General features: G+C 71.0%; 19 protein-coding genes. 10 read left to right on the top strand and 9 right to left on the bottom strand.

The annotated features are described in order from the left end of the window. The first annotated feature begins 40 nt into the window (after nt 1–40). Nucleotides 41–487, top strand: a complete 447-nt coding sequence (locus tag ACZ5GP_RS29900) for a DUF4307 domain-containing protein (RefSeq protein WP_468753812.1) — start codon at nt 41–43, stop codon at nt 485–487. A 165-nt stretch (nt 488–652) separates the two neighbouring features. Beyond that, nucleotides 653–1,150, top strand: coding sequence for a transcription elongation factor GreA (gene greA, locus ACZ5GP_RS29895; protein WP_468753811.1), 498 nt, complete (start codon nt 653–655; stop codon nt 1,148–1,150). A 632-nt stretch (nt 1,151–1,782) separates the two neighbouring features. On the opposite strand, the gene ACZ5GP_RS29890 is transcribed toward greA, so the two are convergent. Then, nucleotides 1,783–2,142, bottom strand: coding sequence for a hypothetical protein (locus ACZ5GP_RS29890; RefSeq protein WP_468753810.1), 360 nt, complete (start codon nt 2,140–2,142; stop codon nt 1,783–1,785). Beyond that, nucleotides 2,139–2,747: a hypothetical protein gene (locus ACZ5GP_RS29885; protein ID WP_468753809.1), complete on the bottom strand. Its 609-nt coding sequence runs from the start codon at nt 2,745–2,747 to the stop codon at nt 2,139–2,141. The genes ACZ5GP_RS29890 and ACZ5GP_RS29885 overlap by 4 nt, the downstream gene beginning before the upstream one ends. Before the next feature lie 106 nt (nt 2,748–2,853). Between ACZ5GP_RS29885 and ACZ5GP_RS29880 the strand changes: the two genes are divergently transcribed. Both ACZ5GP_RS29880 and ACZ5GP_RS29875 read left to right on the top strand, forming a co-directional pair. After that, nucleotides 2,854–3,681, top strand: a complete 828-nt coding sequence (locus ACZ5GP_RS29880) for a helix-turn-helix domain-containing protein (RefSeq protein WP_468753808.1) — start codon at nt 2,854–2,856, stop codon at nt 3,679–3,681. Then, complete coding sequence (locus ACZ5GP_RS29875) at nt 3,678–3,875, top strand: DUF397 domain-containing protein (RefSeq protein WP_468753807.1); 198 nt, start codon at nt 3,678–3,680, stop codon at nt 3,873–3,875. The genes ACZ5GP_RS29880 and ACZ5GP_RS29875 overlap by 4 nt, the downstream gene beginning before the upstream one ends. Before the next feature lie 72 nt (nt 3,876–3,947). Here ACZ5GP_RS29875 and ACZ5GP_RS29870 read toward each other — a convergent pair whose 3' ends face one another. The 3 genes from ACZ5GP_RS29870 to ilvA form a co-directional block, all read right to left on the bottom strand. Next, nucleotides 3,948–4,799, bottom strand: coding sequence for an ABC transporter permease (locus tag ACZ5GP_RS29870; RefSeq protein WP_468753806.1), 852 nt, complete (start codon nt 4,797–4,799; stop codon nt 3,948–3,950). Continuing rightward, nucleotides 4,796–5,782 (bottom strand): ATP-binding cassette domain-containing protein, encoded by a 987-nt coding sequence (locus ACZ5GP_RS29865; protein WP_468753805.1) that lies wholly within the window; start codon nt 5,780–5,782, stop codon nt 4,796–4,798. The genes ACZ5GP_RS29870 and ACZ5GP_RS29865 overlap by 4 nt, the downstream gene beginning before the upstream one ends. Nucleotides 5,783–5,973: 191 nt before the next feature. Continuing rightward, nucleotides 5,974–7,203: a threonine ammonia-lyase gene (gene ilvA / locus ACZ5GP_RS29860; protein ID WP_468753804.1), complete on the bottom strand. Its 1,230-nt coding sequence runs from the start codon at nt 7,201–7,203 to the stop codon at nt 5,974–5,976. A 157-nt stretch (nt 7,204–7,360) separates the two neighbouring features. Between ilvA and ACZ5GP_RS29855 the strand changes: the two genes are divergently transcribed. From ACZ5GP_RS29855 to ACZ5GP_RS29845, 3 genes are all read left to right on the top strand, one after another. Continuing rightward, the gene (locus ACZ5GP_RS29855) at nt 7,361–7,879 is read left to right on the top strand and encodes a MarR family winged helix-turn-helix transcriptional regulator (RefSeq protein WP_468753803.1); all 519 of its coding nucleotides are present in this window, start codon (nt 7,361–7,363) and stop codon (nt 7,877–7,879) included. Between the two features lie 83 nt (nt 7,880–7,962). Then, nucleotides 7,963–8,439, top strand: coding sequence for a sigma factor-like helix-turn-helix DNA-binding protein (locus ACZ5GP_RS29850; RefSeq protein WP_358584718.1), 477 nt, complete (start codon nt 7,963–7,965; stop codon nt 8,437–8,439). Beyond that, nucleotides 8,436–8,687, top strand: a complete 252-nt coding sequence (locus ACZ5GP_RS29845; RefSeq protein WP_468753802.1) for a hypothetical protein — start codon at nt 8,436–8,438, stop codon at nt 8,685–8,687. Before ACZ5GP_RS29850 ends, ACZ5GP_RS29845 begins: the two co-directional genes overlap by 4 nt. A 7-nt stretch (nt 8,688–8,694) precedes the next feature. Here the strand turns inward: ACZ5GP_RS29845 and ACZ5GP_RS29840 are convergent, their stop codons facing one another. Further along, nucleotides 8,695–9,867, bottom strand: coding sequence for a cystathionine gamma-synthase (locus tag ACZ5GP_RS29840; protein ID WP_468753801.1), 1,173 nt, complete (start codon nt 9,865–9,867; stop codon nt 8,695–8,697). A 161-nt stretch (nt 9,868–10,028) separates the two neighbouring features. Here ACZ5GP_RS29840 and ACZ5GP_RS29835 point away from each other — a divergent pair, with 161 nt between their 5' ends. The 3 genes from ACZ5GP_RS29835 (at nt 10,029) to ACZ5GP_RS29825 (ending at nt 12,611) form a co-directional block, all read left to right on the top strand. Further along, nucleotides 10,029–11,147 carry a hypothetical protein gene (locus tag ACZ5GP_RS29835; RefSeq protein WP_468753800.1) on the top strand — a complete coding sequence of 373 codons (1,119 nt, stop codon included), beginning with the start codon at nt 10,029–10,031 and terminating at the stop codon, nt 11,145–11,147. 84 nt (nt 11,148–11,231) lie between these two features. Further along, nucleotides 11,232–11,942 (top strand): peptide-methionine (S)-S-oxide reductase MsrA, encoded by a 711-nt coding sequence (gene msrA / locus ACZ5GP_RS29830; RefSeq protein ID WP_468753799.1) that lies wholly within the window; start codon nt 11,232–11,234, stop codon nt 11,940–11,942. A 219-nt stretch (nt 11,943–12,161) separates the two neighbouring features. Next, the gene (locus tag ACZ5GP_RS29825) at nt 12,162–12,611 is read left to right on the top strand and encodes an STAS domain-containing protein (protein WP_468753798.1); all 450 of its coding nucleotides are present in this window, start codon (nt 12,162–12,164) and stop codon (nt 12,609–12,611) included. On the opposite strand, the gene ACZ5GP_RS29820 is transcribed toward ACZ5GP_RS29825, so the two are convergent. The 3 genes from ACZ5GP_RS29820 to ACZ5GP_RS29810 are packed head-to-tail and all read right to left on the bottom strand — an operon-like array spanning nt 12,589 to nt 14,760. Next, a complete protein-coding gene (locus ACZ5GP_RS29820; RefSeq protein ID WP_468753797.1) occupies nt 12,589–13,269 on the bottom strand; it encodes an ANTAR domain-containing protein in 681 nt (226 codons plus the stop codon). The genes ACZ5GP_RS29825 and ACZ5GP_RS29820 overlap by 23 nt on opposite strands. A 22-nt stretch (nt 13,270–13,291) precedes the next feature. Then, a complete protein-coding gene (locus ACZ5GP_RS29815; RefSeq protein WP_468753796.1) occupies nt 13,292–14,020 on the bottom strand; it encodes an ANTAR domain-containing protein in 729 nt (242 codons plus the stop codon). 5 nt (nt 14,021–14,025) lie between these two features. After that, nucleotides 14,026–14,760, bottom strand: coding sequence for a GAF and ANTAR domain-containing protein (locus ACZ5GP_RS29810; protein WP_468753795.1), 735 nt, complete (start codon nt 14,758–14,760; stop codon nt 14,026–14,028). Nucleotides 14,761–14,860 lie beyond the last annotated feature (100 nt).

Genomic DNA, 14,860 nt, shown 5'->3' with positions numbered 1-14,860 from the left:
TTCCGGCATCCCCTGTTCCTGGAGGACGATCATGGCGGCGGTGGGTTCGAAGCCTTCCGAGGGCCCTTCCGAGGGTCCGGCCGACGGTCCGGCCGAGGGGCTTCCCCAAGGGCGGTACGGCCGCTCGCGCACGGCCGACGAGGCCGCCGACCGCAAGCTGAAGATCGTCGGCTCCGTGCTCGGCGTCGTGCTGCTCGGCGTCATCGGCTGGTTCGGCTACGACTACATCAACGGTACGAAGCTCAGCGCCGAGGTCATCAAGTTCGACGTCGTCTCGGCCACGACCGTCGAGGCGCACCTGGAGGTGCGCAAGGACGCCGACGCCAAGGGCTACTGCACCCTGCGCTCGCAGGCCGAGTCCGGTACCGAGGTCGGCCGCGCCGACTTCCGCTTCGACCAGCGCCGGGGCCGTATCGACAAGGTCGTCACACTGCGTACGACCCAGAAGGCGACCAGCGTCGAGCTGCTGGGCTGCCACTCCGACTGAAAGACCGGGGTTTGGGTCGCTCACCTGCGCCGACGTATTTCTGGGGGGTTATGTCCTCCCCCTGGAGCGCCTGAATTGTTAGGCTCGTGGTTTCGCCCACCCGTGAAGGAACATGCTTCCGGGTAGGGCGATGCTTTGTATTCCCAGTACCTACGAGGAGCACCTGTGACCCAGACCAGCGAAAACGTCACCTGGCTGACCCAGGAGGCGTACAACCAGCTCAAGGCCGAGCTGGAGTACCTGTCTGGTCCCGCGCGCACCGAGATCGCGGCCAAGATCGCGGCAGCACGCGAGGAGGGGGACCTGCGCGAGAACGGCGGGTACCACGCGGCGAAGGAGGAGCAGGGCAAGCAGGAGCTCCGCGTCCGCCAGCTGACCCAGCTCCTGGAGACCGCCAAGGTCGGTGAGGCCCCGGCCGCCGACGGCGTGGTGGCGCCCGGCATGGTCGTGACCATCGCCTTCGACGGCGACGAGGACGACACCCTGACGTTCCTGCTCGCCTCCCGGGAGTACGCGAGCGACGAGATCGAGACGTACTCGCCGCAGTCCCCCCTGGGCAGTGGCGTGAACGGCAAGAAGATCGGCGAGAACGCGCAGTACGAACTGCCGAACGGCAAGCGCGCCGCCGTCAAGATCCTGGAAGCCAAGCCGTACCAGGGCTGAGCCGCACCTCAGGGCTGAGCCACAGCAGACACGGCAAGACCCCCGCACCTCGGTCAGGTGCGGGGGTCTTGCCGTGTCCGGTCGTCGCCGGAGCAGCCGGACCCGGTCCTCGCCGAAGGACGCCTATGTCATCCATGGAGGCCTCAGGGCGATCACTCGATCTCTGCTCTCCAAGCTCCTCGACTGATCGTGCAGACGCCCTGTGGACTGATCTCCACCCGGGCGTGCGTCAGCGGAAGGGCTCCCTCCATGTTGAGTCGGAGCCGAATGCGCTCCAGATCGTCGTAGAGGCGCCTGGGTCCGCCTTGATGCACCGTGGGGAAGTCCTTCCAAACGCCCTCGGCGAAAGCGGGTGACTCAGGGGTTGCCCGGTCCCGCGCGGTACCCGACCAGCTCGTCCAGGAGGACTGTCGTACTCCATGCATGCGCCTTCCACGGTGCGGTCCAAATGGTGAGTGTGAAGCCGATTGCCTGGCCGTTCGAGCAGCGCGGGGCCGCCGGCGCGGTGAGCCGGACGCAGACGCGTGAGCGGTCCCGTGGCTGCCTGCCTCATCGCATGGAGACAGCCGCGATGAAGAACCCGATGGCGGCCAGGATCAGGGCGGTGCCCGCCACGGCCACCCGGCGGCCATTCACAGGGGCCTCGGGGTTCGGGCGAGAAGTACCAGCAAGCGCACGTACTCAGCGGTTCTGCACGCGTGTTGGTGGAGCGTCTCGTCGTCGTCAGCGTGTGCGGGGTACCTCGACACCACGACCTCGGCCTCGGCGCGCTTCGCGGCGATGATGGGCGTCTCGTACTGACCGATGTCCATCCTGAGCAGGTGGATCAGATCGTCGTGCACCTGATGGGCCAGGGCCGCCAGCTGATCGCTCCCCCGGGGGAAATCCTGCACTCTTTGGGCGTTCTCCACGAAGGTTTCCAGGTAGGCGTAATACCTGTCCCCGAGGATCTGGCGGGGGTCTCGCGTCTGGAACGGCCTCGGGTGACTCATGAGGCCGGTACCACCGGGCGGTGCGCTGTCCTGGGGCCCGTGATGACCCACAGTCCGTGGTCTCTGAGGGTGAGCACCCTCCCGCCCAGGGAGGTGCCCGGTCGTTTGCCCTCGACCCGGCGGTACGCCCCGGCCACCCAGATGTAGTCGCCCTCCTGGACGCTGTCCCCGTCCACCGTCGTGGGGACGGTGCCGCTGGGCGCGGCGTGCACCGCAGCGGCATGTGCCGGTGCGCACCGGCCCGCCCGTACGTAACGGCTGCGCCCATCCCTGTCCTCGATGCGGAGTGTGTCGCCATGGCAGCTGACCACCCTGGCGAACACCCCGCGCCCTGAGTCCCAGATCTCCTCGCCTGGCGCGAACTTCCGCACCTGCGGCGGCACAAACCCCTCGCTCAGACGTCGGCACAGGGCGTGCGCCTCAGCCAGGCCGACCGACCCCAGCACGATGCGCGGCTCTTCACTCAGCCAGTCCACGCGGAGTTCGGGCATGGGGGTACCGCCGTCGAGGAGCACCTTTCTCAGCGATTCCAGGGTTGCCTGGGCCACGTTCGCGTCCTCACTGATGGTGAACCGCGTGGGACGCGTCTCCCGAGGGGAATCCATCGCCACTCCTCTCCGTAGCGGTTCCGCTACTCAGATGGCCCAGCGTGACCTACCCTTGCCATGTCCTCAACTTGCAGGCTTCGCACGGGTAGTTGGGCGGAAAGCAGTGAACCGAAAAGATCTGAACCCCGAGGAATCGCCCATCGCGGCGTTCGGTGAACGCCTGCGCAGGTCGCGGGACGAGCGGGGCTGGACGCAGGATGACCTCGGCGCCCGCATGGGTTACTCCGGGACGCACATCTCCGCTGTGGAAACTGGTCGGCGCCCCCCAACTCCCCGCTTCTCGGCAAGAGCCGACAAGGTGTTCGGTACGGGGGACAAGTTCGAACGGCAGGGCCGGGCCGCGCGGGACACGGCACTGCTGGAGGGTTTCCCCGAGTACCTCGGCTACGAGCGGCAAGCCGCGGAGATCCGGCTGTACGAAGTGGGCGTCATCCCTGGTCTCCTGCAGACACCGGACTACGCCGAGGCGCTGGCCGCCAGCGCGGTCAAAAGGGGTGCGATCACCGACGACCAGGCGCACGAACGGGTCTCGCTCATCACGGAGCGCCAAGCCTCGCTCATCAGGACGCCGCCACCTCTGGTCCTGGTCGTCCTCGACGAGAGCTGCCTTCGCCGTCCCATCGGGAACTCGGCGCTCATGGATGAGCAGTTGGCCCGGCTGCTGGAGTTCGCCGAGCTGCCGCACACCGCGCTGCAAGTCGCCCTGTTCACCATGGGGGCACGGCGTCCGTTCAATCTCCCCATCACCGTACTCACGCTGGCCGACCGCTCCCTCCTGTCCTACGCCGAGTCCGCCCAGCACAGCCACCTGGAGCGGGAAAGCACGTTCGTACTGCCGAGGCTTACGGCCTACCATCAGTTGCAGACCGAAGCGCTCTCGCAGAGGGCTTCCGTGGCCATGATCGAAGAACTTCGAAGGGGCACCTCGTGACCGACAACCCGCAGTGGTTCACGTCTTCGTACAGCGACAACGGCGGCCAGTGCGTTGAGGTCGCCGTCAATCTGGTCGCCTCGCGCGGCGTCGTCCCGGTCCGGGACAGCAAGAATCCCGAAGGCCCCGCTCTGGCGATCTCAGACACCGCGTGGAACGTCTTCGTGGGCTCTGTGCGCGGCACCACGCGCTGACCCTGTACGCCCAAAAGCAAGAGCCCCCGTCCATATCCGTGACGGGGGCTCTCGTCGTCCGGCTCCGCCCGATCAGGCCGTCGCCGAGCGGTATTTGCGGACCGCCAGCGTGCGGAAGATCAGGATGATCAGGACCGAGTAGAGCGCCGAGGCCCAGACCGGGTGCTGCATGGGCCAGGCCGTGGACGTCGAGACGCCCGGGTTGCCGAACAGCTCGCGGCAGGCCTGGACGGTCGCGCTGAAGGGGTTCCAGTCGGCGACATGGCGCAGCCACGGCGTCATCTGGCGGGAGTCCACGAACGCGTTCGAGATGAACGTGACCGGGAAGAGCCAGATCAGGCCGCCCGAGGTGGCCGCCTCCGGGGTGCGCACCGTCAGGCCGATGAGCGCGCCGACCCAGGTGAAGGCATAGCCGAGCAGGAGCAGCAGCCCGAACGCGCCGAGCGCCTTCGCGATCCCCTCGTGGGCGCGCCAGCCGACGAGCAGCGCCACGACCGCGAGGACCAGCAGCGTCAGAGCGGTCTGCACGAGGTCGGCGATGGTGCGGCCGGTGAGGACCGCGCCGCGCGCCATGGGCAGCGACCGGAAGCGGTCGATGAGGCCCTTGTGCATGTCGTCGGCGATGCCCGCGCCGGCGCCCGCGGTGGCGAAGGTGACGGTCTGCGCGAAGATGCCCGCCATCAGGAAGTTGCGGTAGACGGACGGGTCGGTGCTGGTGCCGATCTTCATGGAGCCGCCGAAGACGTAGCTGAACAGCACCACGAACATGACCGGCTGAATGAGCCCGAAAAGGATCATTTCGGGAATGCGTGACATGCGAATCAAGTTCCGCTGGGCCACGACCAGGGAGTCCCTGACGGACTGGCCGATGCCCCCCGCGGGCCTGGGGCCCGGCGTGCGCACGGCGTCGGTGACGGTACTCATGAGCCGCCCTCCGTGTTCTCGGCGTTCTCGGGATTCTCGGCGTTCTCCGCGACATGGCCGGTGAGGGAGATGAAGACGTCGTCCAGGGTGGGGCGGCGCAGGCCGATGTCGTCGATCTCGACACCCCGGACGTCCAGCTCGCGGATGACCTCGGCGAGCAGCTTGGCGCCACCCGTGACGGGCACGGTCAGCTTGCGCGTGTGCTCGGCGACGGTCACCTCGCCCTTGCCGAAGCCGCGCAGGACCTCGGAGGCGGCCGCCATGCGCTCGCGCTCGTGCACCACGACCTCGACGCGCTCGCCGCCGGTCCTGGCCTTGAGCTCGTCGGAGGTGCCGCGGGCGATGACGCGGCCGTGGTCGACGACGCAGATGTCGTGCGCGAGGTGGTCGGCCTCTTCGAGGTACTGGGTGGTCAGCAGCAGCGTCGTACCGCCCGCGACGAGTTCCTGGATGACCTCCCAGAGCTGCTGGCGGTTGCGCGGGTCGAGGCCGGTGGTGGGCTCGTCCATGAACATCACGGGCGGCGAGACGACGAGCGCGGCGGCCAGGTCCAGGCGGCGGCGCATGCCGCCGGAGTACGTCTTCGAGGGGCGGTCGGCGGCGTCGGCGAGGTGGAACCGGTCGAGCAGCTCGGCTGCCCGCGCCTTGGCCTCCTTGGCCTTCATCTGATAGAGCCGGCCCACCATCTGGAGGTTCTCACGGCCTGTCAGGTACTCGTCCACCGCGGCGAATTGGCCGGACAGGCCGATGGACCTGCGCACCTCGTTCGGATGCTTGAGGACGTCGATCCCCGCGACGACGGCCTTGCCGCTGTCGGGTGTCAGGAGCGTCGTCAGGCAGCGGACCGCGGTGGTCTTCCCCGCGCCGTTCGGCCCGAGGAGTCCGAGCACGGTGCCTTCCGGGACATCCAGATCGACGCCGTCCAGTGCCCTTACGTCGCCGAACGTCTTCACCAGACCTTCGGCATAGATGGCGCCTGGCATGTGGGTTCTCCCAGTGGTGTGGGTGACTTCCTGGGGAAAAGCTTAGATTTGCCGGACACCTCGCGCCCGGCGATCAGTGACGTGAGACACACCATAACGCGATACATCGCGAGTCCGCAGCTGTTTTCCCGAAAGTCCACCCCCGCCTTCTCCCCCGCCGGGCTGTGACGGCCGGGGGCCCGGCCCGGGGCTCAGCCGATGATCGTGTACCCGGCCTCCCGGAGCGCCGAAGTCACCTCCGCGCAGTGCTCGGGGCCCTTCGTCTCCAGGTGCAGCTCCACCTCCGCCTCCGTCAGACCGAGGCGCGGATCGGTGCGTACGTGGCTCACGTCCAGGACGTTGGCATCCATCACGGTCAGCACGCCGAGGAGCGTGGCCAGAGCGCCGGGCCGGTCGGTCAGGCGCAGCCGCAGCGAGAGGTAGCGGCCCGCCGCCGCCATGCCCTGGCGCAGGATGCGCTGCATCAGGAGCGGGTCCACGTTGCCGCCCGAGAGCAGCGCGACCACCGGGCCCTCGAACGCCTCCGGCCGGCTCAGCAGGGCCGCGACCGGACTGGCACCGGCCGGCTCCACGACCATCTTGGCGCGCTCCAGGCAGAGCAGCAAGGCGCTGGACAGTTCGTCCTCGGAGACCGTCACGATGTCGTCGACCAGGTCCGCGATGAGCCGGAACGGCACATCGCCGGGGCGTCCGACCTTGATGCCGTCGGCCATGGTCGCGGGGTGGGACATCGACACCGGGTGCCCGGCGGCGAGCGAGGGCGGGTAGGACGCGGCGCCCGCCGCCTGCACGCCGACCACCCGCACGTCCGGGCGCAACGCCTTGACGGCCACCGCGAGACCCGCCGCGAGACCGCCGCCTCCGACGCCGACGACGACGGTGCGCACCTCAGGGCACTGCTCCAGGATCTCCAGGCCCACCGTGCCCTGCCCCGCGACGATGTCGGGGTGGTCGAAGGGGTGGATGAACACCGCGCCCGTCGCGCGCGCGTACTCCTGCGCGGCGGCCAGCGTCTCGTCGACGACCTGGCCGTGCAGGCGCACCTCGGCGCCGTAGTCCCTGGTCGCCGCGGTCTTGGGCAGCGGCGCGCCGACCGGCATGAACACCGTGGAGCGCACCCCGAGCAGCGAGGACGCGAGGGCCACGCCCTGGGCGTGGTTGCCCGCGCTGGCGGCGACGACACCGGCCGCGCGCTCCTCGGGGAGCAGGCCGGCGATGCGCACGTAGGCCCCGCGCAGCTTGAACGAACCGGTCCGCTGGAGGTTCTCGCACTTGAGGTGCACCGGGGCGCCCACCAGCCGCGTCAAGTGCCGGCTGCCCTCCATCGCCGTCATCCGGGCGACTCCGGCGAGCATCTTCCGCGCGCCGTGCACGTCATCGAGGGTGACCGTCGGCAGCGACTGGGGCAAGCGGTGACTCATGCCGGCAAGTCTCGCAGCCGCCGCCCGGGGCCTCCCGCGGTGACCAAGGGACGAGACTGTTCCGGGCGTAGGTTTGCGCAGCGCAGGTACGGTCCGCGCCGTGTCCGCGTACCCTGTCCCCCAACCCACCGCCCTCGCATGAAGTGAGCCCCCGGCCATGCCCACCACTCCGGACATGACGACCGCCAGTGACCCCGGTCTTCTCGACAGCCTGCAGCACCAGGTGGCGGTCTTCGCCCGCCGTGCCGAGCAGACCCGCCTCGGCGGCGTAGGCCAGGTCCGCAACTCCATGGACCGCGCCGCGTATCTGCTGCTCAACCGCCTCGACAAGGAAGGCCCGATGGGCGTCAAGGCGCTGGCCGCGAGCATGGGGATCGACTCCTCGACGGTCACCCGGCAGGTCGCCCCGCTGGTCGACACGGGGCTCGTCAAGCGCACCTCGCACCCGGAGGACGGCCGTGCCGTCGTGCTCCAGCTGTCGCCGCGCGGCCAGGCCAGGCTGGACGAGGTGCGTTCCTCGCGGCGCGAGCTGATGGCCGAGCTGACGCAGGACTGGGCCCCGGACGAGCGGGAGAGCTTCTGCGCGCTCCTCACCCGCTTCAATTGCGCCCTCTCGGCGCGCCAGACGTCCCACGCGGCGCCCGGCGCGGAGGTTTCGGCCACTCCGGAGTCTTGACCCCGGCCCCGCGCCTGGCCTCATATGAGACCGGGACACTCCCTCGCCGGGAGTTGCCCTCTTCCCTGTGACCGGGAGGCGCGGTGCGAGGACGGCAGGCGCTCCAGGACGCCCGCCGTGCCCGGGAGTTCGAGGCGTTCGTCGCGGGCGCGGCAGGCAGACTCCTGCATGCCGCGACGCTGCTCACCGCCGAACGCCCCGACGACAACCCACGCGCGCGTGCCCTGCTGACCGGCGCCCTCGCGCACACGTACGCCACCTGGGACCGCCCGCGCGGCGAGGACCCCTACGACCGCGCGCGCCGGCAGGTCGCCCTGCGCTTCGTGCGCGGTGCCTGGCGCCACCACCGCGGCCACGGCGGCGTACTGGAGCGGCTCGGCCCCCAGGAACGGCTGATTCTCGTGCTGCGGATGTACGAGGGGGTGGCCGAGGAGCAGACGGCGGCGCTGCTCGGGCTGACCACCGAGCGGGTCCGGGTCACCTGCGCCCGCGCGATCGCGAGGACCCTGCACCCGCCCCGCGGGCCCGCCCCGGAGCTGAGCGGGGCCGCGCCCTCATGAGCCGTTACGAGCGCAAGGAGAGCGCCGTGCGGCGCCTCCTGGAGGGCGCGCAGCCGCCGGTCCCGCCCGAACTGTGCGCGGAGGCGGTGCGGCGGGGCGGGCGGATGCTGCGGCGGCGCAGGGTCGCGCGGCGCCTGCTGTGGCTCGTCCTGCTGGCCGGCGCCGTCGCGTTCGCCGTGTGGGCGTCCGTGGCCCAGCCGTGGGCGCCGCCGCCGGCCGACACGACCCCGCCGCTCACCCGCTGGTGACCGGTGGCTACCGGCCGGTGCCGAGGGCCTGCTGGAGGTCGGCCAGCAGGTCGTCGGCCGACTCGATGCCCACCGACAGGCGCACCAGGTCCGCCGGGACCTCCAGGGCCGAGCCGGCGACCGAGGCGTGCGTCATGCGGCCCGGGTGCTCGATCAGGGACTCGACGCCGCCGAGGGACTCCCCGAGCGTGAAGAGCTTGGCGCGGTTGCAGACCTCGACGGCCGCCTCCTCGCCGCCCTCGACGCGGAACGACACCATGCCGCCGAACGCCTTCATCTGCTTGGCGGCGATCTCGTGACCGGGGTGCTCCGGAAGGCCCGGGTAGAGGACCTGCGTCACGCGCGGGTGCCGGGTCAGCATCTCGGTGACCTTGGTGGCGTTCTCGCTGTGCCGGTCCATGCGCACCGCGAGGGTCTTGATGCCGCGCAGCACCAGCCAGGCGTCGAAGGGCCCGGCGACGGCGCCCATCGCGTTCTGGTGGTACGCCAGCTCCTCGCCCAGCGCGTCGTCGTTGACCACGAGGGCGCCGCCGACGACGTCCGAGTGACCGCCCATGTACTTCGTCATGGAGTGCACGATCACGTCCGCGCCGAGCGCGAGCGGCTGCTGGAGGTAGGGGCTGGCGAAGGTGTTGTCGACGACGAGGCGCGCGCCGGCGTCCCGGGCGATCTGCGCGACCGCGGCGATGTCGGTGATGCCGAGCAGCGGGTTGGAGGGGGTCTCCACCCAGATGACCTTCGTACGGTCGGTCAGCGCGGCCCGCACGGCCTCCGGGTCGGAGGTGTCGGCCACGGACCACTCGACGCCCCAGCGCGAGACGACCTTGGCGAAGAGGCGGAACGTGCCGCCGTAGGCGTCGTTCGGGATGACGACATGGTCCCCGGGGGCGAGCAGCGCGCGCAGGAGGCAGTCCTCGGCGGCCAGGCCGGAGGCGAAGGCGAGTCCTCGGCGGCCGCCCTCCAGTGCGGCCAGGTTCTCCTCCAGGGCGGTCCTCGTCGGGTTGGCGCTGCGGCTGTACTCGTAGCCGCCGCGCAGGCCGCCGACGCCGTCCTGCTTGTAGGTCGACACCTGGTAGATGGGCGGGACGACGGCGCCGGTGAGGGGGTCGGCCGTGTTCCCCGCGTGGATCGCCACGGTCTCGAAACTCGGGGCGGTGGGCGTGCTGTGCAAGTCACTCATGCGGCCTGAGCGTAATGCGCGGGAGGGACCTTTGGCGGCCCGGGCGCGGGGGCCGTCCTCCGGTGGGGGCGTCCGTCGGACATCCGGTGGGGGCGTCCGCTCGGTGCGGGTACGTCCCGGCAGGTTGGCCAAGTGTCGGACCCGTCTGGTTCGCTTGTGCCATGGAGATTCTCTGGTTCCTGTTCGCGGTGATCATGATCGGTGCGGTCCTCGGGCCCGTGCTGCTGCGCAGGCGCGGCGGAATCAGGCAGGTGGAGCCGGGCTCCCCGGACGCCGCCGACCCGGCGGACTACGGCTTCGCGCGTCAGGAGGAGCTGGACATCCGCATGCCCGGCCCGGACGCCGACCTCGTCCAGGTCCTCGACCTCGTGCAGCGCACGCAGGAGTGGAAGGCCGCCTCGCAGCTGCTCGCGGGCACGGAGACGCACGGCGAGCTGCGCTGGCAGCGTGTGCAGGCCTTCGCGGGGGCGGCCTCGCTGGAGCTCCAGCACCGGCCCGGTGGTGTGAGCGACACCCCCGGCGGCCAGTGGCTGCGGGTGTGGCGGGCCGAGGCGCCCAAGGACACGGGAGGCGCCGCGGTGCACGCGGAGTTCCTGGTGCAGCAGGCGTGGCGGACCGCGGTGCGGGGCACCGACGAGTTCCGGATCATCCTGGAGGAGGCCAAGGAGGCGTGCGCGCAGGCGGCGCTGCTCGCCCCGGGCGACCCCATCCCGTACATCATCGAGCTGTCCATCGCGCGTGGCCTCGCCTATCCGCGCGCGGAGTTCGAGCAGCTGTGGCTGAAGATCCTGGACCGCGCGCCCGCGCACATGGGGGCGCATCTGTCGGCGCTGCACTACTGGTGCGAGAAGTGGCACGGCTCGCGCGAGCTGGCGTACGCCTTCGCGGAGGCGGCCGCCGCGCGTGCTCCCCGGGCCTCCCTGCTCGCGGCGCTCCCGCTCTTCGCCGTCTACGAGCACATGCCCGAGGTCAATCTGGTCCGCGGCTTCTACGAGAGCGAGGTCGTCACCAAGGCCGTCGAGGGCGCCCTCTTCGCGGTGCACGCCGCGCGCCCGGACGACCCGATGCTGGCGCACGTCCGCCATCTCCTGGTGTTCTTCCTGGTCCGCTGCGAGCGCTGGTCGGAGGCGATGAACCAGCTGGTGCACGTGGACGGCCACGTCGGCGCCCTGCCCTGGACGCTCTCCGCCGACCCGGCCGAGAGCTACGCGGTGTACCGCGCGCTGGCGGTGGCGGGCTACGAGGCGAACGGCGGCAGCCCGGCGACGCTGCCGCACTGAGCCCCAGGAATGCCGGGGGCCGCCCGCACGTTCCCCTGATGCGTCCCCGCACCCCTGTCAGGTCCCGTACGAGGAGAGACCCACATGATCTTCGGCCGCACGCCCGAGCTCCCCACCCCCGAGCAGGCCCTGAAGGGCCGGGCGACCCCGGAATTCGAGGTCCCCTCCCGCCACACGGTCCTCGGCAACCCGCTGCTCGGCCCCTACCCCGAGGGCCTGGAGGTCGCGGACTTCGCGCTCGGCTGCTTCTGGGGCGCGGAGCGCAAGTTCTGGCAGACCCAGGGCGTCTGGACGACGTACGTCGGCTACCAGGGCGGTTACACCGAGAACCCCTCCTACGAAGAGGTCTGCTCCGGTCTGACGGGCCACACGGAGGCGGTCCGCGTCGTGTTCGACCCCACGCGCGTGTCGTACGCGACGCTCCTGAAGCTGTTCTGGGAGTCGCACAACCCCACGCAGGGCTTCCGCCAGGGCAACGACGTCGGCACGCAGTACCGCTCGGCGATCTACACCCACTCCGCCGGGCAGGAGACGGGCGCCAAGGCGTCCCTGGAGGCCTACCAGCAGGTCCTCACCGCCGCGGGCCACGGCACGATCACGACGACGGTGCTCCCCGCCGACCACAGGCCTTTCTGGCCCGCCGAGCCGTACCACCAGCAGTACCTGGACAAGAACCCCGACGGTTACTGCGGCATCGGCGGCACGGGCGTCCGCCTGGAGGACCCGTTCGAGACCAACTGGGGAGCGTCCTGCCCCACCGGCGTCGCTCCCGCGCCCGAGGCTGCGGACCAGTAGATCCGCCGCAGCGGGCACTCCGGCACCGGTGGCTACCACAGGAGCCCTCACTCGGAACCCGTTTCCCGGCGGGTCACCACTCAAAGGGGGACCCCGTCGTCAGCATGGACGTTTCTCCACCCCCGGCTTTCCTTAAGATGTTTGCGTTGCCCCGGTCCCTGGTGACGGTCCCACGATCGTGAACTCCCGCCTCGCGGGGGTCCTTCCGCTAGGAAACCCATGGACATCCAGGATCCGTACGCAGCGACGGGCCAGGGCCCCGAACGCCCGGCCCCGGGAAGGCCGCCGCGCGCGAGCCGGCACGTACGCAGTCATCTCACCCACGGCGTCACCGTGATCGAGATCCACGGTGACGTCGACGTGAGCACCGCCGCCGAGATCCAGGTGCACACCGATGCCGCCTCCGCACCGCGAGGCGCCCGGCTGATCGTGGACCTGCGGCCGGTGACCTTCCTCGACTGCGCCACCCTCAACCTCCTCTGCCGTACCCGGCACAGGGTCCTGGGGCGTGACGGACGTATGGCACTGGTCTGCGCGAATCCCTGGCACCTGCGGATCCTCGACACCGTGGGGCTCACCAAGCTCTTCGAACCCTTCGCCACCGTCCAGGACGCCCTGCCGGCGCACGGCCCGGATCGCCGGCACATCAGTCCAGGGTGTGATGAGTGAGCACGTGGTCGGCGGTCTGGTGCAGGGGCTGGTCGTGGCGGAAGGCGTGCGCCCGCATCCGGGCCAGGGCGTCCTCCGGGGGGAGCCGGAACATCTCGGCGAGCACGCCGGCCGCCATGTGGACGCTGGGCGGGTAGCCCTGCGGGCCGGGCCGGGTGGGGCGGTGCTCGGCGGTCAGCAGGTGGGGGTGCTCGTCCAGGGCGAGCAGGGCGAGGATGCGCGCGTAGGAGCCGGCCCGGGATTTCTGCCCGGCGGTGAGCAGGCCGGGCGCGGCGCGGCACAAGTCCACCGCGCCGATGCACAGATGGCCGGTGACCAGCGGAAGCGCGGTGACTGAGCGGACCTGCTGCGCGGCGGCGGCCTGGGTGTACGCCGGCCACCGGGCGAAGGCCTCGTACAGGTCCGCCTCTTCGATCAGGGCGCGCCGCACGTACGCGTCGGTGCAGGGGCCCTCGCCCGTGGTGAGCTGGGCGTCCTCCAGCCGCCGGGCCCGTTCGTCGGTGGCGTGGGCCATGAAGCGCAGCTCCCCGGCGACGACCAGGCTCAGCCCGAGGCAGTCGACCTCCAGATCCGCCACGCAGGCCCGGGCGGCCGCGGCGAGGCAGACGCCGTCCTCGTCGGCGGCGATCCGGCGCCAGGCGGCGGCGTGGTCATCCATGGTGTGCCCAATGGTGGAGGGGTCAGGGACGCGGTACGGCGTCGGTGTCGAGCCGGCCCTCGATGAGCCGACGGCACACCTGGGACAGCCCGAGCTGCTGGGACCGGGCGTAGCGGCGCAGGGCGTCGAAGGCCTCGTCCACGCCGGTGTTCCAGCGTTCGGCGAGGATGCCCTTGGCCTGTTCGATGACGATGCGGCTGGTCAGGGCCGCGTGCATCTGCGCGCGTTGCTGGTTGGCGTGGGCGACGGTGCGGTGCTGCAGGATGGCGATGGTCGCCACGTCCGCGAGCGACTGCGCGACCCGCGCGTCGACGGCCGAGAGGTTCTGCGCGCGGGCGTCGAAGAGGCTCAGCCCGCCGATGACCTGCTCGCGCAGCCGCATGGGCAGCGCGTGTGTGACGAGGAAGCCGCCTTCGCGGGCCCGGGCCGCGAAGACCGGGAAGGGAGCGGTCTGCGCGGCCGAGAGGAGGTCGATGTTCAACCGGGCCGTGCCGGTCCGGTGGCACTCCACGCACGGGCCCTGCTCGTGCTGGAGGGCGAAGAGTTCCAGCAGGCGGGTGTGCTCGTCGGAGGCGGCGATGAGCTGGAGCCTGCCGCCGGGATCCTCCAGGAGGACTCCCGCCGCCGACACGTCGAGCAGCTCGGTGCAGCGGGCGCACAGCGTGTGCAGGAAGTCGATCAGGTCGAAGTCGTCGACGAGTGTGTCGACCGCGTCGATGACGGCCGCCAGCAGGCGTTCTTCTCGAGTCATGGCCCTCAGTCCCTCCGCCGGCCACGAACGCCCGGCTCATCTCCGTCATCATGGTCAAAACGCACCCGCCGGGCCACCACGTCCTCGGCGACCTCGTTCAACGGCCGGCCGTGCCGGAAGGCGTACGCGCGCAGACGGATCAGCGCCTCGGCCAGTCCCACGCCCGCCTGGACGCTGATCATCCCGGCGGCCTGGTGCACGGCGGCCCGGTAGAAGTGCGAGGTGTCCGCCGCGGCGGCGAACGCCGCCCACGGTTCGGGGTCCTGGACGAGTGCGGCGGTCAGCGCGTTCGTCACGATCCACGCGTCGGCCAGGGGTGTCTCCGCCGGCGGGCCCGCCGCGGCGCGCTGCAAGGTCATGACGCCCAGGCAGGCCCCGCCGAGATCGAGCGGCAGACAGAACACCGCCCGGATGCCCAGCGCCAGGGCCTCGGGCAGCAGCGCGGGCCACCGGTCCGCCGGTTCGAGCGACAGGTCGGGCACCGAGACCGCCGTGCCCGACGCGGCCACCTGCGGGCCCGGTCCCTGGCCCAGCGTGAACTGGAGGTCCTCCAGGCGGGTGCTGGGGCCGCGGGTGGCCCAGAGCAGTTCGCCGAGCCCGCCGCCGAGCGTCACCGAGACGGCGACTCCGTCGACGCCCAGCGCGCGGGCGCACAACTCGGGATCCGCCCCGACCAGCCCGGCGCTGCCGGGGGCCGGACGCAGGCTCTCCAGTACGGCGGCAAGGTCGCTCCCGGCCACTGCCCGCACCCCCTTGCCCGACCGAACCCACTTGGAAATCGGCCCTGTCAGTCTATGCCCGGCCGGGGCCCGGCCGGGGTGGACCAGGCCACCCGGCGGC

The organism is Streptomyces sp. NPDC031466 (assembly GCF_055581265.1).
The sequence above is the reverse complement of the archived record's forward strand: the minus strand, read 5'-3'. Positions and strand labels throughout refer to the sequence as shown.